At 68.1% G+C, this 24,070-nt stretch carries 26 protein-coding genes and 1 tRNA gene; 18 read left to right on the top strand and 9 right to left on the bottom strand.

The window, feature by feature from the left end; genetic code table 11:
• The first annotated feature begins 20 nt into the window (after window positions 1-20).
• On the top strand, window positions 21-287 hold the full coding sequence (locus SOM10_RS10580) for a DUF3039 domain-containing protein (protein WP_053096965.1): 267 nt from the start codon (window positions 21-23) through the stop codon (window positions 285-287).
• 20 nt (window positions 288-307) lie between these two features.
• On the opposite strand, the gene SOM10_RS10575 is transcribed toward SOM10_RS10580, so the two are convergent.
• Entirely contained in the window at window positions 308-1,633 is a 1,326-nt protein-coding gene (locus SOM10_RS10575; RefSeq protein ID WP_320489904.1) for a nicotinate phosphoribosyltransferase, read from the bottom strand.
• A gap of 75 nt (window positions 1,634-1,708) precedes the next feature.
• Between SOM10_RS10575 and murI the strand changes: the two genes are divergently transcribed.
• The 5 genes from murI (at window position 1,709) to SOM10_RS10550 (ending at window position 5,554) form a co-directional block, all read left to right on the top strand.
• On the top strand, window positions 1,709-2,542 hold the full coding sequence (murI, locus tag SOM10_RS10570) for a glutamate racemase (protein ID WP_053096961.1): 834 nt from the start codon (window positions 1,709-1,711) through the stop codon (window positions 2,540-2,542).
• Between the two features lie 45 nt (window positions 2,543-2,587).
• Complete coding sequence (gene rph, locus SOM10_RS10565; protein WP_320489903.1) at window positions 2,588-3,322, top strand: ribonuclease PH; 735 nt, start codon at window positions 2,588-2,590, stop codon at window positions 3,320-3,322.
• On the top strand, window positions 3,322-3,915 hold the full coding sequence (gene rdgB / locus SOM10_RS10560; protein ID WP_320489902.1) for an RdgB/HAM1 family non-canonical purine NTP pyrophosphatase: 594 nt from the start codon (window positions 3,322-3,324) through the stop codon (window positions 3,913-3,915). Before rph ends, rdgB begins: the two co-directional genes overlap by 1 nt.
• A 56-nt stretch (window positions 3,916-3,971) precedes the next feature.
• Window positions 3,972-4,547 carry a dihydrofolate reductase family protein gene (locus SOM10_RS10555; protein ID WP_320489900.1) on the top strand — a complete coding sequence of 192 codons (576 nt, stop codon included), beginning with the start codon at window positions 3,972-3,974 and terminating at the stop codon, window positions 4,545-4,547.
• A gap of 86 nt (window positions 4,548-4,633) precedes the next feature.
• A complete protein-coding gene (locus SOM10_RS10550) occupies window positions 4,634-5,554 on the top strand; it encodes a cation diffusion facilitator family transporter (protein WP_053096956.1) in 921 nt (306 codons plus the stop codon).
• Window positions 5,555-5,557: 3 nt separating this feature from the next.
• Here the strand turns inward: SOM10_RS10550 and ligD are convergent, their stop codons facing one another.
• Window positions 5,558-7,534 carry a non-homologous end-joining DNA ligase gene (gene ligD, locus SOM10_RS10545; RefSeq protein ID WP_320489897.1) on the bottom strand — a complete coding sequence of 659 codons (1,977 nt, stop codon included), beginning with the start codon at window positions 7,532-7,534 and terminating at the stop codon, window positions 5,558-5,560.
• A gap of 58 nt (window positions 7,535-7,592) precedes the next feature.
• On the opposite strand from ligD, the gene SOM10_RS10540 reads away from it, so the two are divergent.
• On the top strand, window positions 7,593-8,447 hold the full coding sequence (locus tag SOM10_RS10540; protein WP_053096954.1) for a Ku protein: 855 nt from the start codon (window positions 7,593-7,595) through the stop codon (window positions 8,445-8,447).
• Window positions 8,448-8,474: 27 nt separating this feature from the next.
• Here the strand turns inward: SOM10_RS10540 and SOM10_RS10535 are convergent, their stop codons facing one another.
• Both SOM10_RS10535 and SOM10_RS10530 read right to left on the bottom strand, forming a co-directional pair.
• On the bottom strand, window positions 8,475-9,245 hold the full coding sequence (locus SOM10_RS10535; protein ID WP_053096952.1) for a DedA family protein: 771 nt from the start codon (window positions 9,243-9,245) through the stop codon (window positions 8,475-8,477).
• Between the two features lie 66 nt (window positions 9,246-9,311).
• Window positions 9,312-9,393, bottom strand: a tRNA-Leu gene (locus SOM10_RS10530).
• A gap of 120 nt (window positions 9,394-9,513) precedes the next feature.
• Between SOM10_RS10530 and SOM10_RS10525 the strand changes: the two genes are divergently transcribed.
• Genes SOM10_RS10525 through SOM10_RS10495 form a run of 7 tightly spaced genes read left to right on the top strand, consistent with a single transcriptional unit; the run spans window position 9,514 to window position 13,970 of the window.
• Window positions 9,514-10,695: a CpaF family protein gene (locus SOM10_RS10525; protein WP_320489892.1), complete on the top strand. Its 1,182-nt coding sequence runs from the start codon at window positions 9,514-9,516 to the stop codon at window positions 10,693-10,695.
• Entirely contained in the window at window positions 10,692-11,549 is an 858-nt protein-coding gene (locus SOM10_RS10520; protein ID WP_053096949.1) for a type II secretion system F family protein, read from the top strand. Before SOM10_RS10525 ends, SOM10_RS10520 begins: the two co-directional genes overlap by 4 nt.
• 5 nt (window positions 11,550-11,554) lie before the next feature.
• Entirely contained in the window at window positions 11,555-12,484 is a 930-nt protein-coding gene (locus tag SOM10_RS10515; RefSeq protein WP_320489889.1) for a type II secretion system F family protein, read from the top strand.
• A gap of 19 nt (window positions 12,485-12,503) precedes the next feature.
• On the top strand, window positions 12,504-12,716 hold the full coding sequence (locus SOM10_RS10510) for a hypothetical protein (RefSeq protein WP_187250602.1): 213 nt from the start codon (window positions 12,504-12,506) through the stop codon (window positions 12,714-12,716).
• 12 nt (window positions 12,717-12,728) lie between these two features.
• Complete coding sequence (locus SOM10_RS10505; RefSeq protein ID WP_295102822.1) at window positions 12,729-13,136, top strand: TadE/TadG family type IV pilus assembly protein; 408 nt, start codon at window positions 12,729-12,731, stop codon at window positions 13,134-13,136.
• Entirely contained in the window at window positions 13,129-13,563 is a 435-nt protein-coding gene (locus SOM10_RS10500) for a TadE family protein (protein WP_320489886.1), read from the top strand. The genes SOM10_RS10505 and SOM10_RS10500 overlap by 8 nt, the downstream gene beginning before the upstream one ends.
• Window positions 13,560-13,970, top strand: a complete 411-nt coding sequence (locus SOM10_RS10495; RefSeq protein WP_320489884.1) for a hypothetical protein — start codon at window positions 13,560-13,562, stop codon at window positions 13,968-13,970. Before SOM10_RS10500 ends, SOM10_RS10495 begins: the two co-directional genes overlap by 4 nt.
• 50 nt (window positions 13,971-14,020) lie before the next feature.
• On the opposite strand, the gene SOM10_RS10490 is transcribed toward SOM10_RS10495, so the two are convergent.
• Both SOM10_RS10490 and SOM10_RS10485 read right to left on the bottom strand, forming a co-directional pair.
• Window positions 14,021-14,575, bottom strand: coding sequence for an NUDIX hydrolase (locus tag SOM10_RS10490; protein ID WP_053096941.1), 555 nt, complete (start codon window positions 14,573-14,575; stop codon window positions 14,021-14,023).
• On the bottom strand, window positions 14,572-15,804 hold the full coding sequence (locus tag SOM10_RS10485; protein WP_320490735.1) for an MFS transporter: 1,233 nt from the start codon (window positions 15,802-15,804) through the stop codon (window positions 14,572-14,574). The genes SOM10_RS10490 and SOM10_RS10485 overlap by 4 nt, the downstream gene beginning before the upstream one ends.
• A gap of 107 nt (window positions 15,805-15,911) precedes the next feature.
• On the opposite strand from SOM10_RS10485, the gene prfB reads away from it, so the two are divergent.
• The gene (gene prfB / locus SOM10_RS10480; protein WP_053096937.1) at window positions 15,912-17,021 is read left to right on the top strand and encodes a peptide chain release factor 2; all 1,110 of its coding nucleotides are present in this window, start codon (window positions 15,912-15,914) and stop codon (window positions 17,019-17,021) included.
• Window positions 17,022-17,033: 12 nt separating this feature from the next.
• On the opposite strand, the gene SOM10_RS10475 is transcribed toward prfB, so the two are convergent.
• Window positions 17,034-18,080 carry a DUF2510 domain-containing protein gene (locus SOM10_RS10475; protein ID WP_320489881.1) on the bottom strand — a complete coding sequence of 349 codons (1,047 nt, stop codon included), beginning with the start codon at window positions 18,078-18,080 and terminating at the stop codon, window positions 17,034-17,036.
• Window positions 18,081-18,101: 21 nt separating this feature from the next.
• On the bottom strand, window positions 18,102-19,529 hold the full coding sequence (locus SOM10_RS10470) for a DUF2510 domain-containing protein (RefSeq protein ID WP_320489879.1): 1,428 nt from the start codon (window positions 19,527-19,529) through the stop codon (window positions 18,102-18,104).
• Window positions 19,530-19,668: 139 nt separating this feature from the next.
• On the opposite strand from SOM10_RS10470, the gene ftsE reads away from it, so the two are divergent.
• The 3 genes from ftsE (at window position 19,669) to smpB (ending at window position 22,194) form a co-directional block, all read left to right on the top strand.
• Window positions 19,669-20,721 carry a cell division ATP-binding protein FtsE gene (ftsE, locus tag SOM10_RS10465; protein ID WP_053096931.1) on the top strand — a complete coding sequence of 351 codons (1,053 nt, stop codon included), beginning with the start codon at window positions 19,669-19,671 and terminating at the stop codon, window positions 20,719-20,721.
• Window positions 20,718-21,632, top strand: coding sequence for a permease-like cell division protein FtsX (gene ftsX, locus SOM10_RS10460; RefSeq protein WP_056280135.1), 915 nt, complete (start codon window positions 20,718-20,720; stop codon window positions 21,630-21,632). The genes ftsE and ftsX overlap by 4 nt, the downstream gene beginning before the upstream one ends.
• An 85-nt stretch (window positions 21,633-21,717) precedes the next feature.
• A complete protein-coding gene (gene smpB, locus SOM10_RS10455; protein ID WP_053096927.1) occupies window positions 21,718-22,194 on the top strand; it encodes an SsrA-binding protein SmpB in 477 nt (158 codons plus the stop codon).
• On the opposite strand, the gene SOM10_RS10450 is transcribed toward smpB, so the two are convergent.
• On the bottom strand, window positions 22,195-24,060 hold the full coding sequence (locus SOM10_RS10450; protein ID WP_320489877.1) for a prolyl oligopeptidase family serine peptidase: 1,866 nt from the start codon (window positions 24,058-24,060) through the stop codon (window positions 22,195-22,197). It lies immediately after the preceding gene.
• Window positions 24,061-24,070: the final 10 nt, after the last annotated feature.

The raw sequence follows: 24,070 nt of genomic DNA, 5'->3' as shown, positions 1-24,070 counted from the left end.
TCCGAGGCTAGACTCTCGGCATGAGTACTCCGCTGGACAGCCCCGATCAGGGCGGCGTGGCAACGCTTGATCGCGAACTGGAAGAACTCCTCCGCGAGGAGAATGTCGAGCCGGGCGACCACGAGCGCTTCTCCCATTACGTCAAGAAGGACAAGATCCTCGAATCGGCGATCACCGGTAAGCCGGTGCGTGCGCTGTGCGGCAAGAAGTGGACGCCGGGCCGTGATCCGGAGAAGTTCCCGATCTGCCCCACGTGCAAGGAGATCTACGAATCGATGGTCGGCTGAACTGAACCGCCTCGGCCGCGTCAGCTCGCGTCGACGTAGACGGTGGGGATCGCCGGGTCGGACTTGCTCAGGGCGAGCGCTCTGACCGGAAGCTCCTCCCGCACCCGCAGATGGTGCGCTCGGGCAGAGGCCGTTCCCTCGGGTCCTTCGAACGAGTCATCGATCTCGCCGTTCTCGACGAAGGTCGTCTGCAGCGCCCGCCCGTCCGAATGCTCGGCCGGGGTGTCGAGTTCCTCGAATCCGTCGGAGACGACGACGGTCTCTGCCTCCGCCACCCCGTCGATGAGGGTGCGGAACGCCGCTTTGCGCCCGCCGTGCGATGCCTTGTCGGTCGACGCCTTCGCGACGCCGATCCATGCGCCGTCCGAGTCCTGCCGCGCCACGAGCTTGTAGACCATGCTCGCGGTGGGGTATCCGGATCCCGTGACCACCGACGTGCCCACGCCGTAAGCGTCGACGGGCGACGCGGCCAGCGCGGCGATTGCATACTCGTCGAGATCGCTCGTGACCGTGATGCGTGTTCCGGTCGCACCGAGCTCGTCGAGCTGCGCCCGCACCTCGGCGGCGACGATCGGCAGGTCACCCGAGTCGATCCGCACGCCGCCGAGTCCCGTACCTGCGACGCGGATGGCCGTCTCGACCCCGGCGCGGATGTCGTAGGTGTCGACGAGCAGGGTGGTGTCGGTTCCCAGAGAGTCGATCTGCGAGCGGAACGCCTCCTCTTCGGTCTCGTGCAGCAGGGTCCAGGAGTGCGCGGCCGTGCCCATGGTAGGGATACCCCAGCGTCGTCCGGCCTCGAGATTGCTCGTGGCCCGGAAACCGGCGATGTAGGCCGCTCGCGCGGCTGCGACGGCGGACTGCTCTGCGGCACGCCGAGAGCCCATCTCGGCCAGCGGACGCTCGCCCGCCGCGATGCTCATGCGGGAGGCGGCGGTGGCGACGGCGGAGTCGTGGTTGAGCACGCTGAGAGCCAGGGTCTCGAGCACGACAGCGTCGGCGAAGCTGCCCTCGACCGTGAGGATGGGGGAGCCGGGGAAGTACAGCTCGCCCTCGCGGTAGCCACGGATGGAGCCGGTGAAGCGGTAGTTCTCGAGGTACGTCAGGGACTCGGCATCCACCACCTGGTTGTCACGCAGGAATCGCAGTTCGTCATCCTCGAAGCGGAACTGTCGCAGCAGCGTGAGGAGCCGACCGGTACCGGCGACGACTCCGAAACGTCGTCCTCCCGACAACCTGCGTGAGAACAGTTCGAACACGCTCGGCCGTGATGCGGTGCCGTCGCGCAGTGCGGCGGCGAGCATGGTCAGTTCGTAACGATCGGTCAGAAGCGCCGTGGACGTCGTCATCCGCTCAGCTTAGTGAGGGGAGCCGTCCGGGTCGCTGAGCGTGACGCGCGCCGCACGCGGGTAGGCTGGGTAGTCATGAACGACGCCCCGATCGGAATCTTCGACTCCGGTGTCGGCGGACTCACGGTGGCCCGGGCCATCCGAGCCCAGCTGCCCCGGGAATCGTTCGTCTACATCGGTGACACGGCTCACTCGCCCTATGGCCCCAAGCCGATCGCGGACGTGCGGCGCTACAGCCTCGAAGTGCTCGATTCCCTGGTCGACCAGGGCGTCAAGATGCTCGTGATCGCCTGCAACACGGCATCGGCGGCCATGCTGCGCGACGCCAGAGAGCGCTACGACATTCCGGTCGTCGAGGTGATCGGCCCGGCAGTGCGACGAGCCGTGTCGACGACTCGCAACGGCCGCGTCGGGGTCATCGGCACCGTGGGGACGATCGGCTCCCGCGCCTACCAGGACATGCTCGAGGTGAACGAACGGCTCGAGGTCTTCACCGCGGCGTGCCCGCGCTTCGTCGAGTTCGTCGAGGGGGGCATCACCGGCACGCCTGAAGTGCTCGCCACCGCCGAGGAGTACCTCGCGCCGCTCCGCGAGGCGGATGTCGACACACTCGTTCTCGGCTGCACCCATTACCCCTTCCTGCGTGGCGCGATCAGCTACGTGATGGGGGAGGGGGTGACCCTCGTCTCGAGTGATGACGAGACCGCCGGGGATGTCTATCGCCAGCTCGTGCGAGGCGATCTTCTCGCGTCTCCCGACGCCACGGCCACGTACGTCTACGAGGCGACGGGGGACTCGACGACCGAGTTCACCGCCCTCGCCAACCGCCTGATGGGCCGGGAGGTGCGCGACGTGCAGCTCGTGCAGACCGGTGTCATCACGCTTCCGGAGCCTGTCCCCGGACAGTAGCCCGACCGCAGCATCCGCTTCATCCGCCTCCACCGAAGGAATCCCATGACCAGCATCGTCCGCGCCGACGGCCGTTCCGCCGACCAGCTCCGCGAGATCACGATCGAGCGCGGGTGGAGCAGCCACGCCGAGGGCTCGGCTCTGATCAGCTTCGGCGGAACCAAGGTGCTGTGCACGGCATCATTCACGAATGGCGTTCCTCGCTGGCTGACCGGCAAGGGCAAGGGGTGGGTGACGGCGGAGTACTCGATGCTGCCCCGTGCGACCAACAGCCGCAACGACCGGGAGAGCGTCAAGGGGCGCATCGGCGGACGCACGCACGAGATCTCGCGGCTGATCGGCCGTGCTCTGCGCGCAGTGGTCGACACCAAGGCGCTGGGTGAGAACACGATCGTGATCGACTGCGACGTGCTGCAGGCCGACGGAGGCACCCGCACCGCCGCGATCACCGGAGCGTACGTCGCCCTCGCAGATGCGATCGAGTGGGGACGCGAGAAGAAGTTCATCGGCAAGAACGCGACGCCGTTGCTCGACTCCGTGGCTGCGATCTCGGTCGGGATCATCGACGGCGAGCCCATGCTGGATCTGGCATATGTCGAGGACGTCCGCGCCGAGACCGACATGAACATCGTGGTCACGGGCCGCGGGCTCTTCGTCGAGGTGCAGGGCACGGCTGAAGGAGCGCCGTTCGACAAGCGCGAGCTCGACGCCCTGCTCGACCTGGGCGTCGCGGGCTGCGCCGACCTGAAGGATCACCAGCTGAAGGCGCTCGCGGGCTGATGAAGGTCGTCCTCGCCACGCACAATCCGCACAAGGTCGCGGAGTTCCAACAGATCGTGGCATCCGCTCGCCCTGATCTCGAGATCGTCGCGTATGACGGACCGGAGCCCGTCGAGGACGGTGTCACGTTCGCGGAGAACGCGCTGATCAAGGCTCGCGCCGCGTCGGCGCACACGGGACTCGCGGCGCTCGCCGACGACTCCGGCATCTGCGTCGACGTGCTGGGCGGGTCGCCCGGTGTCTTCTCGGCCTATTGGGCGGGGCAGAAGAAGGATGCCGCGGCGAACCTCGAGCTGCTGCTCGACCAGCTGCGCGACATCGCGGATCCTCACCGCGCTGCTCACTTCAACTCGACGATCGCGCTCGTGACTCCGGACGGAGCCGAGCACGTGGTCGTCGGGAACTGGCCGGGACGTCTCGCGCGCGAAGCATCCGGAGGCGGCGGATTCGGTTACGACCCCATCTTCGTCCCGGACGGACAGCCCGAGGGGGCGGAGCGCACGGTCGGCGATTTCACTGCCGGCGAGAAGCAGGCGCAGTCGCACCGTGCGCGCGCGTTCGCGGAACTGCTGCCGTTGCTCGCCGCTCTCTGAGTCGGCGGTATTCACTACGGTTGACGTACTTCATGCGTAGTGGTTACTCTGACGACATGCGAGAACTCACCTACCACGTCGGCGTCACGCTCGACGGATTCATCGCCGGCCCGGACGACGAGGTCGATTTCTTCCCCGTGACCGCTGCGTTCGCCGACGCTCTCGGCACGGAACTCCCCGACATCCAGCCTGCGCATGTGCGCGCGGCGCGGGGCGGCGCAAGCGCAGCGGTCACCCGCTTCGACACCGTCGTGATGGGGCGTCGGACGTACGAACCCGCACTGCAGGTCGGCATCACAGACCCGTACTCGCAGTTGCGGACCGTCGTGTTCAGTCGCTCGCTGGACGATCCGGGCGAAGCCAACGTCGAGATCGTGCGCACCGATCCTGTCGCGCGGGTCCGCGCGCTCAAGGCGGAACCCGGCCTCGGCATCTACCTCGCGGGTGGGGCCGGGCTCGCCGGGGTGCTTCTCGACGAGATCGATCGCCTCATCGTCAAGAAATACCCGACGATCGCGGGGTCCGGCATCCCGATGGCGAGCCACCCCTTCGCCCCGACCCAGTTCCGTCTCGACCAGGTGCGCTCGTTCGACAACGGGTGCGTCGTGCTCGAGTACTCTCGCCAGCGCTGACGGCCCCGCGGTTACTGAGAATCATCACCATTCCCGACTGGGCTGGGACCCGCCGGCGGGTGTGCGAGCCGGTCTAGCCTGGAGACATGCACGATCATGCGCCCGCCGCGGGCGGCATCCGCTCCGCGAACCATCGCCGTCTTCTGGCGATCTCGCTGACACTGACCGCGACGATCATGGTCGTGCAGATCGTGGGTGCACTGCTGACCGGTTCTCTCGCGCTGCTGGCGGATGCGGCTCACATGTTCACAGACGCCTCGGCTCTGGTGATCGCGCTCATCGCGGCGGCCGTCGCCGCCCGACCTGCCGACGACCGCCGCACGTTCGGATACCAGCGCGCCGAGGTATTCGGGGCGCTCATCAACGCGATCATCCTTATCCTCCTCGCCGGGTGGGTGGGGGTGGAGGCCATCGGTCGTCTGATCAACCCGGGGGAGACCGAGGTGGTCGGCGGGCTGATGCTCATCGTCGCCGTCGTGGGTCTTGTCGCGAACGCCATCTCGATGTGGCTGCTGAGCCGCGCGCAGCGCACCAGCATGAACGTCCGCGGCGCCTACCTCGAGGTGATGGGCGACCTGATCGGGTCGGCGATGGTGATCATCGCAGCGATCGTGATCGTCACGACCGGATGGATGCCCGCCGACGCGCTCGCGTCGATCATGATCGCCGTGCTCATCATCCCTCGAGCCATCGCGCTGCTCCGCGAGGTGTTCTCGGTGCTCTCCGAATCAGCGCCCCAGGGCACTGCGGTCAGCGAGATCCGACAGCACCTCCTCGACTACGACGGAGTCGTCGGCGTGCATGACGTGCACGTCTGGCAGCTCACTCGCGGTGCTCCGGTGTTCAGTGCGCACGTCAGCGTCGACCCGGCTCTCCTCGCCGATGGACGTTCGGCGAAGCTGCTGAGCGACCTCCAGTCGTGTCTGTCGCACCACTTCGACGTCGCTCACTCGACCTTCCAGATCGAGCCCGCGGAGCAGTCCGACTGCCAACCGCACCACGCCTGACGGTCAGGACTCGACGATCACCTCGTCGGGAGTCTTATCCGGCCGGAGGCCCCGCCAACGGGAGTGACGCAGAACGCCGTCCGGGGTCCAGTTCGCGAACTCGACCTCGCCGACGAGCTCAGGTCGGACCCAGAGCGCATCCGACGCATCGAGCGCGGGCACGTCCTCGAGGGGCGCGGAGTCGGTGCGCAGGGGAGCGAGCCGGCTCAGCAGGTCGCGCAGCATCCGGTCGGTGAATCCCGTGCCGACGCGACCGACATAGCGCAGCCGTCCGGACTCGGGGACCGCGAGCAGCAGGGAGCCGAACGTGCCCTCCCGGTCGCCCTTGCCGGGGCGGATACCGACGATCACGACCTCCTGCATGCGGGTGTGCTTGATCTTCAGCCAGGCCGGTGAGCGCTGGCCCGGACGGTACCGCGAGGACGGATCCTTGACGACGACGCCCTCGAGGCCGAACTCGTCGCTCGCCGCGAGAGCGGCGTCGAGATCGTCGAACACGGGTGGGACCTGCACCGGCGCATCGAGGTCGGCGACGACCTCCTCGAGGAGGGTCCGTCGCTCCGACAGCGCCATGGAGCTGAGGTCGTGACCGTTCAGGCGGAGCAGATCGAAAGCCATGTAGACGATGGGCGTGCGCACGACCTCGCGTTCGATCTCGCGGGGCCGGGTCAGGTGCATGCGGTTCTGCAGCATCGAGAAGCTCGGTCTGCCCTGCGCATCGAACGCGACGATCTCGCCATCGATGATCGCATCGGACACGGGCAGGAACGGCGCGCCGTCGGCAGTCAGCTCGGGGTAGCGGGCCGTGATGTCGGTGCCGCTGCGGGCATGCAGCAGCATCCGTCCGTCCGCCCAGGTTCCGATGGCCCTGATGCCGTCCCACTTCACCTCCACCCACGACGGCGAGCTCAGAGTGCGGGCGATCGCGGGCGTGCCGTTCTCGGCCAGCATGGGGGAGATGGAGGGGGGAGACGACGAGGCCAGCGGTGCCGCACCGGTCGTCCGCGGGCGGTGGCGGCTCGCATGCGAGTTCGCGCCGTGTGCGTCGACGCGGGGGCCCGGCGCAGAGGTGGTGTCCGGGGTGCCCTCCTGGGCGGCGAGAAGCGGAGCGATGGGGTCCTGCCCGGAACCCGCACGCTCGAGCACCGTCGCGAAGTCGAGCTGCGCGAGGTCGGGGTCGTCGAGTTCGTCCCAGGTGCGCGGAGCCGCCACCCAGGGGTGCGCGCGACCACGCATCGAGTACGGCGAGATCGTCGTCTTCTTGCCGTTGTTCTGGCTCCAGTCGAGAAAGACCTTGCCGCCGCGCGCGGCCTTGGCCATCGTGCTCGTGGCGAGATCCGGATGCTCGGTCTCGATCAGACGGGCGATCTCCTTCACGACCGCGGATATCTCTGCGCTCGTCTGCTGCCCGGGGAGGGCGGCGTAGAGGTGGATCCCTTTGCTTCCGCTGGTCACGGGCACCGGATCGAGTCCGATGTCGCTGAGCAGGCTGCGTGCGATCCGTGCGACCTCGGCGCACTGGGCGAGCCCGACCCCCGGGCCCGGGTCGAGATCCAGGACGAGCCGATCCGGCTTTCCCGGCATGCCGTCGGAGGCGAAGCGCCACTGCGGCACGTGCAGCTCGATCGCGGCGACCTGCGCGAGCCAGACCAGCGTGGGAACGTCCTGGACGAGGGGATACTCCTTGGGGCCGTCCGAGTGCCGGATCGGCTGTCGGGGGATCCATTCCGGAGCTCCCGGCTCGAGCTGCTTCGTGAAGAACGCGTCGGCGGGAGCATCCGCGGTCCCCACCCCTTCCACCCAGCGCTTGCGGGTCACGGGGCGGCCCGCGAGCAGAGGGAGGAGGTGCGGCGCGATCGCCGTGTAGTAGGCGATGATCTCGCCCTTCGTGGTGCCGGTCTCGGGGTAGACGACCTTGTCGAGGTTGGTGATGCGCAGCCGGCGGCCATCGATCTGCACGTTCTGCGCCTCTGCGACCATGACGCCAGCGTAGTCAAGGTACTGGCCGTGAGCCGCGCGGCTGGTGTTCACTGGGGTCATGAGAACGATCTGGAAAGGTGCGCTCACCTTCGGCCTCGTGAACGTGCCCGTCAAGGTGTATTCCGCCACCGAGGACCATGATGTGCCGCTGCACCAGGTGCACGAGAAGGACGGCGGCCGGATCCGGTACCAGCGCACCTGTGAGGTGTGCGGCGAGACCGTCGCCTACGCCGACATCGATCGCGCCTACGTCGAGGAAGGGCAGACGGTCGTGCTCACGAAGGACGATCTGGCGGCGCTGCCGGCGGAGAAGAGCCGCGAGATCGACGTCGTCGAGTTCGTGCCCTCCGACCAGGTCGATCTGCTGACCCTCGACAAGCCGTACTACCTCGAACCGGACTCGAAGTCGCCGAAGGCGTACGTGCTGCTGCGCAAGACGCTCGAACAGACCGACCGCACGGCGATCGTGCGCTTCACGCTGCGACAGAAGACCCGACTGGCTGCACTCCGCGTGCGTGGCAAGGTGCTCGTGCTGCAGACGCTGCTCTGGGCCGACGAGGTGCGTGAGGCGGCGTTCCCGGTGCTCGACGAGGATGTGAGGATTTCGAAGAAGGAGCTCGAGCTCTCGGCATCCCTCGTAGACAGCTATTCGGCTGACTTCGATCCTGAGTCGTTCGTCGACGAATACCAGAAGGAGTTGCGCACTCTGATCGATGCGAAGATCGAGGCGGGCGACACGTTCGATGTCTCGGACACCTTCGGCGAGGCCGAGGGCGATGCCAAGAGCGGTGAGGTCATCGACCTGATGGAGGCGCTGCGCGCCAGTGTGGCTCGCACCAAGGCCGCTCGGTCGGAGTCGACCGGCGACAAGGCGAGCACGAAGAAGAGCCCGAGCAAGAAGAAGGCGGGCTGAGACAGCGCGCCTTCTTCTGCACCGAGATCAGTGCTTGCCGTCTCCGTCGAAGTCCGGAGCACGGTCGAAGACCTCGGGGTCGAGGGCGAGTCCTTCGGCCTCGGTGGCGTCTGTCTCACCCTCGCCGGCCGCGGCTTCCTTCTTCGCCTTGTGACGCTCGGACAGGTAGTGCCAGAGCGTGATGAGTGCCGTGCCGCCGACGGCAGCGAGCAGGATCAGGTCGATGTAGCTCTCGACGAAGTGCGCGACCGGCGGGATGAAACCGATGGCGTACCCGAACATCGTCAGACCGAAGCCCCAGAGGATCGCACCGATGAGGTTGTACAGCGTGTAGCGGCGCCACGGCATGTGGCCCACGCCGGCGGCGACCGGGGCGAAGGTGCGCACGATCGGCACGAAGCGGGCGAGGATGACGGTGATGCCGCCGAAACGCTCGAAGAAGGCGTTCGTCCGCTCGACGTTCTTCTTGCTGAACAGGCCCGATTCCTTGCGTTCGAAGACTGCGGGTCCGCCCTTGTGGCCGATGAGGTAGCCGACCTCACCGCCGACGAACGCCGAGAGCCCGATGAGCAGCGCGACGATCCACACGTTGATGCCGAACACCCCGTGCTCCGAACCCGCGATCGGGTGCGACAGGAGTCCTGAGATCACGAGCAGCGTGTCGCCAGGAAGCAGGAACCCGACCAGAAGGCCCGTCTCCGCGAAGACGATGAAGCACACCACGAGAAGCGCCCAGGGGCCGGCCGAGCCGATGATCGTGGCGGGGTCGAGCCAGGGGATGAGAGCGGCGTGATGCATGGATTTCCCGTCGTCGTGCGCTGTGCGGCGGTCAAGTCGTCGGTCGCAGGGGGTGCGACAGATCGGTGCGGAAGGTGGGACTTGAACCCACACGCCCTAGGGCACAGGAACCTAAATCCTGCGTGTCTGCCAATTTCACCACTCCCGCGCGCTGGGATAAGTCTACTGATCGGGGGATCGTGCGTTGCTGGGGATCCGCCCGCAGGAGCACCGCCGTCGCTGTGGATAACTCCGGCGCGTGTCGCCCGATCCTTGCGAGGATGCTCGGGTGATCCAGCCCTCCGTCCTCGTCGCCGAGCGCGTTCGTCAGCGGCTCCGCGCCGAAGGAACGGATCCGACGTTCGATTCCTCGGCAGCGCGCTCGGTCACGCTCGCCGAGGTGCGCAAGTTCAACGATCTGGCGCTGGCGCGAGGCGCGGCGGTGATCGACGACGAAGCTGCATGCGTGAGTGACGTGCTCGCGGCGGTCAGCGGCTTCGGTCCGTTGCAGTCGCTCCTCGACGACCCTGAGATCGAGGAGATCTGGCTCAACGGCCCCGAGAGCATCCACGTCGCACGCGGAGGGGTCGCCGAGCGGATCGAGATGCGTCTCACGGAATCGTCGTTGCGCGATCTCATCGAGCGGATGCTGCAGTCGACAGGGCGCCGTGTCGACATCAGTCAGCCGTTCGTGGATGCGTCTCTTCCTGATGGCGCGCGACTGCATGTCGCGATCGCGGACGTCGTCCGCGGATCGTGGTCCGTCAACATCCGCAAGTTCCTGCCCCGGTATCGAAGCCTCGAGGCGCTCGTCGACCACGGGGCGCTGACTCCGGACCTGGCCGCGATGCTTCGTGACGCGATGCGCGCGGGCAGAAGCGTCGTCGTGTCCGGTGCCACCCACGCAGGCAAGACCACCTTCCTCGGTGCGCTGCTCGACTCGTGCGCCGACCGTCAGCGGATCATCACCGTCGAGGAGACCTTCGAGCTCGCGGTGCAGGGACCGGATGTCGTGTCCTTGCAGGGGCGTCAGGCGAGTCTGGAGGGAACGGGGGAGATCACGCTGCGCAGGCTCGTGAAGGAGGCGCTGAGGATGCGACCCGATCGCCTCGTCGTCGGCGAAGTCAGAGATGCGGAGGCGCTCGACCTCGTCCTCGCACTCAACACGGGGGTGCCGGGTGCTGCGACCGTGCACGCGAACTCCGCGGCCGAGGCGCTCGACAAGCTCACGCTTCTGCCGCTCCTCGCGGGACGGAACATCGATCGATCGTTCATCGCGCCGGCCCTCGCCGGCGCGGTTGATCTCGTGGTGCACTGCGTGCGTGACGACACCGGAGTGCGACGGGTGCACGAGGTCATCGCGCCGACGGGCGCGGTGGTCGACGGCCGGATCATCACGCGAACCGTGTACATCCGCGGCGACGAGGCGTCCACTGAACAGACGGCGTGGCGTCGCGGAGGCACTCTGTGACGGTCCTGCTCGGTGCGATGCTCGCCGCCGGTCTGCTGCTGTGCGCATCGCCGTGGCTCTGGCCCCCGCCTCAAGACGGAGGAAGGGTCCGGCACCGCGGACGTCTGACTCGCCTTCTCGAAGAGGGCGGCATGGCATCTGTCAGCCCGCGCACGCTCCTGCTGGTGATGCTGACGGTCGCGCTCGCCGCGGCTTCCTCTGTCTGGCTCTTCACAGCCATCCCGGTCCTCGCGGGCTTGGCAGGCGCGACCGCGGCCGTCGTGCCGATCGTCTTCGTGCGTTCCCGACGCCTCCGGCTGCGCAGACTTCGTCGCCAGCTCTGGCCCGACGTCTGTGACCTGCTGATCGCATCCATCCGTGTCGGACTGTCACTGCCGGACGCCGTCGCGAGTCTGGCCGAGTCATCGCCGACGATGATGCGGCCGGCCTTCGCCGTGTTCGCCAGAGACCTGCGCGCCACCGGCCGCTTCGAGACGAGCCTCGACCGGCTGAAGGCGGCGTTGGCTGATCCCATCGCCGATCGGATCATCGAGACGCTCCGCATGGCGCGACAGGTCGGCGGCACCGAGCTCACAGGCGTCCTCCGCGCGCTGTCGTCGTCGGTGCGCGCGGACGCCGTGCTGCGCGGCGAGGTCGAAGCCAGACAGTCATGGATCCGAGGCGCTGCCGTGCTCGGTGCCGTCGCGCCCTGGGTGATCCTCGGCCTGCTGGTGCTGCGCCCTGAGGGCGCGGCCGCCTACGGCACCGGTGAAGGGATGCTGGTGATCTGCGGGGGAGCTGCCGTGTCGGTGATCGCCTATCGCTTGATGATCCGTATCGGTCGGCTCGCCGAGCCGGGGCGGTGGTTCGGGTGAACCCGATGTCCGCGATCGCCGTCGCCGTGCTCGGCGGCGGAACACTCGGCATGGGGTTGCTCTGCATACTCGCGTCGCTTCCACGGTGGTCGGCAGCGCCGCTGGCTCTGCGCATCGCGCCCTATGTGCGCGATGCGGTCGCCGATGAAGACCTGCCCGGGAACGCGCTCCCGCGAGTCGGCGTGCTCTCCGCGGGTGACCGCGCATTCTGGCTTCGGTCACGTGTGCTCTTCGAACGCCTTGTGGGCGGCGGCGATGCTCTGCATCGGAGGATCGAGCAGGCGGGGATTCCTCTGGAGCAGGGGGCCTTCCGCGGGCGTCAGCTCGGCTGGGTGCTCGCCGGCATCGTCATCGGCTCGATCGCTGTGATCGTGTTCGCGATCACGGGCCGGATGAGCCCGCCGATCGCCCTGCTGCCCGGGATCCTCGGAGCCGCAGCCGGGTTCGCATACGACATGCGGCTCACGGCTCGCGTCGCTTCGCGTCGCGCCCGGTTGACCGACGAGCTGCCGACCACTCTCGAGTTCCTCGCGCTGTGCCTGTCGGCGGGTGAAGGCTTCCTGGACTCGCTGCGTCGGGTGGCCGCGGTCGGCTCCGGCGAACTGACCGATGAGTTCCGCCGCGTGGTGCTCGCTGTCGGCACGGGGTCGCCGCTCGCCGACGCGCTCACGGAGATGGCCGCGCGACTGCAGCTTCCGGGGCTCTCCCGTGCGATCGACCAGGTGACCGCCGCGCTCGAGCATGGCGCGCCGCTCTCGGCCGTCCTGCATGCGCAGGCGGGGGACGCTCGCGAGGACGCCAAGCGGGTCCTCATCGAACAGGCCGGTCGGAAGGAGATCCTGATGCTCCTCCCGCTCGTCTTCCTGATCCTCCCGCTGTCCGTGCTCTTCGCCATCTACCCCGGTCTCTTCATCCTGCGACTCGGCATCGGCTGAGCGACCACGAAAGGACGACATGCACACCTCTCGACCACGGAGCACCACCAGGGATGCCTCGCTCACCCCCGATCTCATGGACGATCTCGTCGGCGACGAATCGGGGGACGTACCCGGATGGGTGCTGGTCACACTGATGACCGCCGGTCTGGTGGTGCTCATCTGGGCGGTCGCCGGCCCGGCGCTCAGCGCACTGTTCGAGCAGGCCATCCAACGCGTCTCCGGTCTCTGACAGGTCTCCCTGATGACTGTCGATCCACCGCGGCGCCTTCTCGGCGATGAACGCGGATCGAGTCCCGTGGAGTTCGTGCTCGTGGGCACGCTCCTCACCCTTCTCACTCTCGCTGTCATGCAGCTCGCGCTCGCCGTCTACGTGCGCAATGTCGTGCACGACGCGGCGGTCGAAGGGGCCTACTACGCGGCCCTGGCAGACACGCCCATGGAACAGGGCGTGGAGCGCGCCCGCGCGGCGATCACCCTCGCGGTCGGGGCCGAGTACGCCCACGATGTGACGGCCGTTCGATCGACGGCACTGGATCGCGCGACGATCGAGGTGCGCGTCCGAACGACGCTCCCCGTGATCGGGCTGCTCGGGGTGCCCTTCGCGTTGGAGGTGCAGGCGCATGCGCCGGAAGAGTCCTTCGATGATTGATGACGAGGGTTCGGCGGCACTCGAATTCATCACGATGGGCGTCATCCTGCTTGTGCCGTTGGTCTACCTGATCATCGCGCTGGGCGCGATTCAGGAGCAGACACTGGGAGTCGGGGCGGCCGCGCGCCACGTCGCGCGCACGATCGTGCGCGCACCGGATGCCGCCACTGCAGCAGCGCGGAGTGAGCTCGTGCTCGCCGACGTCACCGATCAGTACGGCATCGATGAGGAATCGACCGAGGTGTCTGTGGCGTGCGTGCCCGTCGGGACGGAGTGGCCGTCGGCAGGCGCCGTCGTGACCGTCACGGTCACGACGTCGGTGTCCCTGCCACTGATGCCCGCGGTCTTCGGATCGGACTCGGCGGCCGCGATCCGAGTCGAGGGGTCGGCGGTCCAGAAGGTCTCTCGCCTGTGGGGCACGGGATGAGAGGGGCGGGTGACGACGGAAGCGTGCTGCTGCTGACGCTCGGCTATGCCCTGCTGGCGCTCGCACTCATCTTCGTGAGTGTCTGCGCGACCGACCTCTACATCTCGCAGAAGCGGCTGGATGCGATCGCTGACGCCGCAGCGCTCGCCGGAGCGGACGGCTTCACCCTGGCTGTGGACGGAACGACGGCACGGGCGAACCTCACCGATCAGGGGGTCAGAGAGCAGGTCGACGCACTGCTCGCCGCGCTGCCGTCACCCGTGGACCTCGATTCAGCGTCGAGCCCCGACGGGCACTCAGCACGCGTGACCGTCTCGACCCTGTGGCATCCGCCGCTCGTGTCACTGTTCGTGACCGACGGGGTGCGCCTCGAGGCGACGGGGACGAGTCGCACCGCTCTGGGGTGATCGTTCGCTCGGGTCGACCTGCACGAGGGTGACCTCCGCCGGATGCGACGTCAGCTCACCAGACGATCGCGCAGTCGTCGCACCCGCCCGGCGAAGCCCTGCGGCACCTGCGACGGCAGCGCGTCGATCGCCCACCAGCGCACGTCCTCCGACTCGTCGCTCACGATCAGGTCGGCATCGTCGCTGATGACGACGCCGATCCCGATGTCGAGATGGGATGCGCACCGACCGAACGCCGAGGACAGCGCGTGATGATCGAGGTCGTACACGAGCGGTTCCGCGCTGGCGGAGACGTCCACACCGGTCTCCTCCCGCAGCTCGCGCAGAGCGGCATCCGCCACGGAGGTGTCGTCGGGTTCGAGATGTCCGCCTGGCTGCACCCAGAACTGCCCCTTGGCGTGGAAGACGAGCAGCGTGCGAGTGAGTGAGCGGTCGAACACGAGCGCCGAAGCGGTCGCGTGATCGGGACCGTCGTCGCGGGAGACCGGCCCATGATCGTCGGCGAAGAACGTCGCGAAGTCGGCCGCGACATCGCGATCGTGATCCGTCGACGACGGAGCCGCGACGACCAGCCGGCGCACGTCTGCGCGGAGGGCAGCGGTCATGACTCCTCCTGTGTGCTGCGCGGAACGAAACGCGGGATCCAGCGGATGAATCCACCCGCGCCGATCAGGCCGATCGCACCCATCGCCGCTGCGGCGATCGGCAGTGACGCGATCGCGACGATCGCCGACACCAGCAGCGGAGCGGCCGCTCCGCCGGCATCCGTCAGCGTGCGCCACGAGCCGAGGAACGCGGCGGGCTCCTTCTTCGGCGCGACGTCGGCGCCGAGTGTGAGCAGAATGCCGCTCGAGAGCCCGTTGCCCACCCCGAGCACGGCGGCGAACATGCCGAACCACAGGACCGCGGCTTCCAGGTCGTGCGTGAAGGAGAGGGCGAGGAACCCCGCGCCCATCAGCACCATCGCCGGCATAGCCGCCCACAGACGCCCGAACCTGTCCATCACCTGGCCGCTGGCGTAGAACAGGGCGAAGTCGATCGCTCCCGAGATTCCGACGACGAGGGCGATGGTCGAGGCGTCGAGTCCGAGTGAGAGTCCCCACAGGGGAAGCACGACCTGACGTGCCGATCGCACCGCGGACAGCGACGCGGCGGCGAGTCCCAGTCGTCCGAGCACGCTGCGCTGTTGCCACATCGTGCGGAAGATGCCCGCGCGCGCGGTCGTCGGAATCGAGCCCGTGACCGGTTCGCCGGAATCATCCGCGAGTGCGGCGGTGCGCACAGGGGTCGTCGGGGCGATCGTCTTCTCGGGATCGGGGCCCAGCAGCACGAGCAGCACCATCACGACGAGACAGCCCAGGAAGAACCAGATCGCGGCTGATTCCGAACCGAACAGCTGCAGGAGCCCAGCGGCGACGAACGGCCCGATGAAGATTCCGAGGCGGAAGCTGCCACCGAGGAGCGAGAGCGCGCGAGCACGGAACGCGAGGGGAACCCTCGTCGTCATGAACGCATGACGCGCCAGGCCGAAGGCGGCCGCGCAGAACCCCAGGAGGAACACGGAGGCGGCCAGCACGCCCAGCGAGGGGGCGAACACCATTCCGACGCCGGCGAGGATCGCTATCGCACCCGCGATCACCATCGTGAAGCGCTCGCCGATGCGCGCGACGGCCCAGCCCGCAGGAAGGTTGCCGCACAGCTGACCCACGACGAGGGCGGATGCCACCAGGGCGGCGAAGGCGACGTCGGCGCCCATCCGCGCAGCGATCACCGGGATCAGAGGGATCACCGCGCCTTCACCGAGCGAGAACAGCACGGTCGGGAGGTACACCATCGGTCCGAATCGCCTGAGGACCGTGGATGCGCTGCTCACCCGTTCACGCTACTCCCGTTCGAACGCCGTCCCCGCCCGCAGGGGCGGCACGTTAGGCTGGACGCGACATGCTCGAACTCGATCTCTCCGCCGACATCCAGGCCCTGCGACTCACCTACGGTGACATCCGCGAGGTCATCGATGTCGAGACCCTCCGCTCCGACATCGCGCGCCTCAGCGAGGAAGCCGGCGTGCCGGACCTCTGGGACGACCCCGAACGCGCCCAGAAGGTGACCAGTGCTCTGAGCCACCGCCAGTCGGCGCTCGCCAGAGTCGAGGGCATCGGTCGTCGGCTCGACGATCTCGAGGTTCTCGTCGACCTGGCGAACGAGATGGGCGACGAGGACTCCGCGGTCGAAGCACGCGCCGAGCTCAACGCGCTCACCGAGATCATCAATCAGCTCGAGGTGCAGACGCTGATGGACGGCGAGTACGACGAGCGCTCCGCCATCATCACGATCCGCTCGGGTGCAGGCGGCGACGACGCCACCGACTTCGCCGAGATGCTCATGCGCATGTACCTGCGTTGGGCCGAGCGCCACAAGTATCCCGTCAAGGTTCTCGACACCTCGTACGCCGAGGGTGCCGGCATCAAGTCGGCGACGTTCGAGATCGACGCTCCCTACGCGTTCGGAACGGTGTCGGTCGAGGCAGGGACGCATCGCCTCGCCCGCATCAGCCCGTTCGGCTCGGCGGACAAGCGGCAGACGTCCTTCGCCGCTGTCGAGGTCATCCCTCTCATGGAGGAGGCGACCGAGGTCGACATCCCCGAGAACGACATCCGAGTCGACGTCTTCCGCTCGTCGGGTCCCGGCGGGCAGTCCGTCAACACCACCGACTCCGCCGTGCGCCTGACTCACCTCCCGACCGGCATCGTCGTCTCGATGCAGAACGAGAAGTCGCAGATCCAGAACCGTGCTGCCGCGATGCGCGTGCTTCAGACCCGACTCCTGCTGCTGCAGAAGGAGGAGGAAGCCGCGAAGAAGAAGGAGCTCGCCGGAAACATCACGGCGAGCTGGGGCGACCAGATGCGCTCGTACTTCCTCTACGGTCAGCAGCTCGTGAAGGACCTCCGCACCGGACACGAGTCGGGCAACCCGGCTGCCGTGTTCGATGGCGATCTCGACGGGTTCATCTCGGCCGGCATCCGCTGGCGCAAGCGCAAAGACGAGGACTGAGCGACGCTCGTCTCAGCGGTCGGCGCCTTCGAGGGTGCCCGTGATCTCGTCGTAGCTGATCACGATGCACTGGACTGCGCGGTCGTTCATCCGCTTCCATGACGACTCAGTCGGCACGAACCAGTAGTTGTCGAGCTCCGAATCGGCGTAGGGGATGCCGACGAACTCCTCGAAAGCGACGTCGCACCTCTCGGCCGCGATGGTCTGCAGTTCGTCGTCCCCGGGGAATTCGCCCTCTGGTACATCGAAGATGAAATAGACCTCGTCGGTGTGCGGCGCGTCACACGGAACGATCGGAAGCTCGTACACCTCTTCCTCCCATTCGATGAGCGGAATGCAGTGACCGACCTCGAGTTCGTTGACCGTCACGGTCTCGGTTCCCGCGCTGCCGGGAGAGCCTTCGGCGGTGTCGTCGGGTTCTGTGCTCTGGGTCGCCTGAGGGGTCGAGGTGGACGTCGGCACGATCGACGACAGCCCCGAGGCGCCCAGGGTCAGCAGCATCATGGCGATCGCGACGACACCACCCAGCACGGCCACCGCGATGCCCACCGCTCCCGGCCACTTCGCACCCCGGAGGAACAGGGAGATCAGCGAGAGCACGAATCCGATCCCGAGCAGAACCCCACCAGACATCGAGATCGGCGGGATGCACGAGAGGACCACGCCGAGCGCGGCCATGCCGAGACCGATGATGCCGAGCACAGAGACCTTCGTGTTCGCCTTCGGGGGCACAGGGCCGTACGACCCGAACCCTGCCGTCGCATCGTGGGAGGCGACGACGCCTGCCGAGGTCGCGGGCATCGACGCGGGCCCGTACTGCGGCACTTCTGCGGAGGCCCCGGGGGAGGGATTCGACGACTGCCAGGCATAGGGCGGTTCGAAGATCGGGTCCGCTGACGCGGCGACCGTGGGCTCCTCCGTGGCATGCTGGCCGTGCCCCTGCGGAGTGTTCGCCACGGACGACGTCTCGGTGGTCACGGTGTGCTCAGTCCAGACTGCGCCGTCCCACCAGCGCTGTCGGCCCGCTCCGTCGTCGTACCACCCTGCCGGGACCGTCATGATCGCCGTTCCGCTCGGGTCTCAGCCGGCCGACGGAGCGACGTCGATGCGCGCGATGTCGCGTCCGGCCTCGTCAGTGACGACGAAGACGTAGGACTCGCTCTGGGCGATGTCGAAGGTGATCGGGCCGCTGACCGTCTGCCCCGGGTCGAGGAGCTCGTTCGGTGCGCCCGTCACGAAGAAGTCGATCTGACCCTCGACTCCCTCTGCCGTCTCCAGAGAGGTGAACAGCGGGTTCGCGGCCGTCGTGCCCTCGACACCGGTCCACGTCGTCTCGAGGGTCACGTAACCGCCGTTGGTCGAGGGGACGCTCGAGCCGTCGCTGGTCGCCCAACGCGCCTCGGTGACAGTGATCTCGCCGCTCCCGCCCAGGAAGGTGAGTGTGACGGTGTCGCCGATCGTGCCCTCTTCGACCTGCGCGGACCCCGTGCCGTCGTCGGTCGTGCCGTCGTCGATTCCGGTGTCGGAATCGCTCGACGGCGGCGCGGACGGCAGATCGCGCACGGCCTCGGACACCGTCGCGAAGACGATGACGAAGAACATGACGACCGCGATGATCGCGCCGATGATCGAGAGGATGAGTCCGGAGATGCCGGGCCACTTCCTGCCCTTGAGGAAGAGCGAGATGAGCGAGACGATGAAGCCCACGCCGAGCAGGAGCCATCCGAGCCAGAAGATCACCGGGATGCACGACAGGATCGTTCCGAGCGCCGCGAGTCCGAGCCCGACGAGCCCGAGGACCGACGGGCGGGCCGGAGCCACCGGGGTCGTGGCGCCGTATGCGGGCGGGTATCCGGCGGGCGCACCGTACTGCTGTCCGGCGGGAGCGTACGCGGCGGCGCCGGGGTACGAGGGTGAGGGTGCCGCCGAACCCGGGTATGCGGGCGCGGCGGGGTACTCCTGGGGATACGAGGGGGCTGCGGTGCCCGGGTAGGAGGGTGCACCACCTTCGGAGGGACCCGCGGTGTTCGCATACGGGGGCACGATGTCGTCGGTCGGCGTCGGGGACTCCGGAGAGGTGGAACCCTGCTCATGCGTGGTGCCGGCCTCGTCGACAGGGGCATCGGTCACGGGCGCGCCGTATGAGGGCGCGGCGCCCGCGTCCTGGTGGGCGGACGGCTCGGCCGGAGTCTTCGCGTCGGCGCGGGAGTCGGAGGGTGCGGGCGTGTTCCACGACGGGCTCTCGACCGCGGCGACCGACTCGATCGCAGCGGCCGTCTCCGCGGCTGCTGCCGAATCGGGAATCGCGTCGGACGAGGAGTGGCCCGATACGTCAGCCGACTCGGAACCCCGGTCCGTGGTCGCTTCGCCGGTCAGACCGCCGGCCGACTCGCCTGCTGCAGACGGGGCGGATTCCACGATGGGCGCGAAGTGCTCGGTCCACTGGGTGCCGTCCCACCACCGCTGACGCCCGGATCCGTCGTCATACCAGCCTGCAGGCGTCGTCATGGTTCCCCCTCGGAGTATCGTCCATGCTGACGGCACGGATCGGCACCTCCATGTATAGCAGTGGAGTGCGACACGCAGGGGGGTCGAGCGGGGTGTCGCTCGCAGGCAGACGAGGGTGCGCGCTTAGGCTCGAACCGCCATGATTCGGTTCGAGAACGTCACGAAACGCTATCGCGGGACCTCGCGGCCCGCTCTGTCCGATGTCGACTTCGAAGTGCAGCGCGGGGAGTTCGTCTTCCTCGTCGGCGCGTCGGGGTCGGGCAAGTCGTCCTGTCTGCGACTCATCCTCCGCGAGGACGTGCCGACGACGGGTCGAGTCGCCGTGCTCGGCCGCGATCTGCGTTCGCTTGCGAACCGGAAGGTGCCGTACTTCCGCCGCCACATCGGATCCGTGTTCCAGGACTTCCGACTGCTGCCGTCGAAGACCGTCTACCAGAACGTCGCCTTCACTCTGCAGGTGACCGGCTCGTCGCGCGGCTTCATCCAGCAGGCCGTGCCCGAGGCGCTCGCGCTGGTCGGACTCGACGGGAAGCAGAAGCGGATGCCGCACGAGCTCTCCGGCGGCGAGCAGCAGCGCGTCGCGATCGCACGGGCGCTCGTGAATCGCCCCCAGGTCCTGCTCGCGGACGAGCCGACCGGAAACCTCGACCCGGCGACGTCGGTCGACATCATGCAGCTCCTCGCCAGGATCAATGCCGGAGGCACCACCGTGCTGATGGCGACACACGAGGCGGGCTTCGTCGACCAGATGCAGCGTCGGGTCATCGAACTTCGCGATGGCGAGATGGTGCGAGACGAGGTGCACGGCGGCTACGGAGACACGTCGAACATCCCGCGTCTGGTTCCCGAGGAGGTGCGCGGTGCCGCCGCGGCCGCTGCACTCACTGCTGTGCAGGAGGTGCAGCGCCAGACCGCCGACCTCTCGCTGGTCCGCGCCGCGCTCGCTGAGGAGCTCAGCGCGCAGCGCAAGGCGGAATCGGCGTCCGCAGACGCCGTCCCGACCGCATCCGAGACTCCCGAGGCTCAGGCGGCGCCGATCGAGCCGCCGGTGATAGACGAGCAGCCGGCGGTCGCCCTCGCGGCGCGGACGCATCCCATCGTGCTGCCGCAGGTCGACGTCGCCGAGCTCGGGGTGGCCGATCGACTCGGTCTGTCCGACGACGGCACGGAAGAAGTGGGGCCGACGTCGTGAGAATCGGACTCATCCTCGCGGAGGCCCTCGGAGGGCTTCGTCGCAACATCTCGATGGTCATCTCCGTCGTGCTCGTGACATTCGTCTCGCTGACCTTCGTCGGCGCCGCGATCCTGATGCAGGCGCAGATCGGCACGATGCGCGGCTATTGGACCGAGCGGGCGCAGGTCGCCGTCTACATGTGCTCCGACATCTCGGAGCAGGACACCTGCGTCGACGGCGGCGCCTCGGAGGAGCAGGTCGACGCCGTGCGAGCACAGCTCGACGGCGAGGCGCTCGCTCCTCTCATCAGCGAGGTCAGCTTCGATTCCAAGGAAGACACGTACGCCAAGCTCGTCGATCAGCTCGGCGAGGACCAGGCGAGCGTGATCTCGCCCGAGCAGGCGTTCGAGGTCTTCTTCGTCACCATGAAGGATCCCGGCCAGTCGCAGGTCATCTCCGAGGCGTTCAACGGTGTCGCGGGGGTGGAGCAGGTCCAGGATCAGCTCCAGTACCTCGAACCCCTGTTCTCCGCCTTGACGGTCGCGACCTACATCGCGGTCGGTATCGCAGCGCTCATGCTGATCGCCGCCATCCTCTTGATCGGCACGACCATCAGGCTCTCCGCGTACGCCAGACGCAAGGAGATCGGGATCATGCGCCTGGTGGGGGCGTCCAACCGCTTCATCCAGACGCCGTTCGTCCTGGAGGGCGTCTTCGCTGCCTTCCTCGGCTCGGCCCTCGCAAGCGCGGCCGTCGTCGCCGGCGTCCACTTCGGCGTCGACGGCTACCTCCGAGGACGCGTGCCGTTCATCACGACCTGGGTGTCGATGCAGGACGCTGCCGTCGTCGTCCCGGTGCTGATCGGCATCGGCGTCGTGCTCGCCGCGCTGTCGGCGGGTTTCGCGATCCGTCGCTGGCTTCGCACCTGACCCGCGCGCCGGTATAGACTGACAGGCTGTCGTGCGCCCGTGACGGGCACCGGAACCATTGCGCGACGCGGATCAGGAGAGAATCATGCCCAGGGAACGCGGGGAGAAGGTCGTCGCGACCAATCGTCGCGCACGTCACGACTACAACATCGAGAAGTCGTACGAGGCGGGGATGGTGCTCACCGGCACCGAGGTGAAGTCACTGCGCCAGGGGCGCGCGAACCTGAGCGACGGATATGCGTTCGTCAAGGGGAACGAGGTCTTTCTCGACTCGGTGCACATCCCGGAGTACTCACAGGGCCACTGGACCAACCATTCGGCGAAGCGCGTCCGCAAGCTGCTGCTGCACCGTGAGGAGATCGCGAAGCTGCAGCACGCGGTCTCCGCCGGCGGCTACACGCTGATCCCGCTGAAGCTGTACTTCTCCGACGGTCGCGCCAAGGTCGAGATCGCTCTCGCCAAGGGAAAGCGCGAGTTCGACAAGCGCCAGACCCTCCGCGAGCGTCAGGACACCCGCGAAGCCGAGCGCGCGATGCGCCTGCGCAACCGCGTGGGGGAGTGATCAGCGCGCGGGCGTGAATCCGAACACGCGTCCGAGGAAAGCGAGCTCCCTCTCGAGGGCGTCGATGATCGTCTCGCTCGACCGGAAGCCATGGCCCTCACCCGGGTACAGCACGTACTCGTGCTCCACACCACTCGTCGCCAGCGCATCGCGGATCGCCTCGGACTGTGCCGGTGGCACGACACGGTCGTCCGCACCCTGCATCAGCAGCACCGGCACGTCGATCCGGTCGGCGTGTGTCAGGGGCGAACGCGCGATGTAGAGTGCCTCCGCCTCGGGCAGCGGACCCACCAGCCCCTCGATGTAGTGCGCCTCGAAGTCGTGGGAGTGCGCGCTCAGCATCCGCAGGTCGACCACTCCGTATCGGCTGATCCCCGCGGCGAACGTCCCTCCCCGCACCAGCGACGAGAGCACTGTCCAACCACCCGCCGAGCCGCCTCTGATCGCGATGCGGGCGGGATCCGCGAGCCCGGCATCGGCGAGGCCGCGGGCCGCTGCGATCACGTCGTCGACGTCGACCACGCCCCATCCGCCGTCCAGCCGTTCGCGGTACGCACGGCCGTAGCCCGTCGATCCGCCGTAATTGACGTCGAGCACGCCGATGCCGCGGCTCGTCCAGAACGCGACGGCGGCGGACGCCGCGCCGGTCACATGCGCGGTCGGGCCGCCGTGGACGAGCACGATGTAGGGCGGGAGCTCGTCATCCGCGGCCGGAGCGTGGGCCGAGGGATTCGTCGGCGGGTACGCGAAGGCATGGACAGGCCCGTGCGAGCCGTCGACCAGGACCTCGGATGCGGGCGGCATCCACGCAGGATCGGTCGGCGCAGCTCCCGCGACGGCCTCGACGCGACCCGTGTCGACGTCGACGCACCAGACCCCGGGTTCTGTCGTCGAGCCGTTTCCGGAGAGCAGCACGCGGGAGCCCGCGACATCGTCGACACTCACGTGGCCGTCTGCGGGGAGGGGAATGCGGTGGGCGCTGCCGTCGGGGTCGATGACGATGACCCGGTCGCGACCGTTCGTGCGCACAGCCACGACGCGACCGTCGGCGAGCGGGCGGTACCAGCGATTGCCGAGCACCCAGAGGCCGTATCCCGTGTCGGCGTCGTCGTCGATGATCTGCTCCGCCGTGCCGACCGCCTGGGCTCCGCTGACACGCTGTCGGTGCAGAGCCCAGCGGCCCGAGGGATCGTCGGAGTACACGATCTCGTCGTCAGCCGTCCACTCGGGCTGCAGCGCGGCGCGAGTGGACAGCTCTGTGCGCGCGGTGCCGTCCGAGATCACCAACGACGCTCGCTGCCACGGCATCCGATCGCCGGACCACTCGACCCACGCTGCACGAGAACCGTCGGGAGACAGTGCCGGATGAGCGTAGAACGACTCGCCTTCGACGAGGGTCTTCAACAGCGCAGGCCGGTCGGATGCCGACCCGTCGGTCGGGATCTCGACGATGGCGCGTCGGTGAGGGGAGACGGACAGATCCTCCCGCACGGCGAACAGGCGGCCGCTCTGCAGACGCAGACCGCCGTGCGCCGGGCCCGGGGGTGTCAGAGGAACGGGGACACCGCCGCGGGGCATGCGGTGCACGCGCTGATCCTTGGCATCGACGAAGTACAGCGTGCCGTCGGCATCCGCGGTCCACGCCCCGCCGCCGTACTCGTGGACGCGAGACCGAGCACTCCATGGCGCGGGGAGGATCTCGGCACCCGTCGAACTTCGCACGGTCAAGCGACCGCCCTCGGCAGGGATCGACTCACCCCACCAGATCTCGTCAGCCACGAAGGCGCTGCCATCGATCCGCGGAGACGACGCAGCGATCCGGTCGGGGGTGAACGGAGAGGTCCAGGTACCGAACGGCGACGACATGGTTCGAGCC

The organism is Microbacterium sp. CFBP9023 (assembly GCF_034045055.1).
GTDB lineage: Bacteria > Actinomycetota > Actinomycetes > Actinomycetales > Microbacteriaceae > Microbacterium.
Note: the sequence above shows the minus strand (reverse complement) of the source record. Positions and strands in the feature narration are given on the sequence as shown.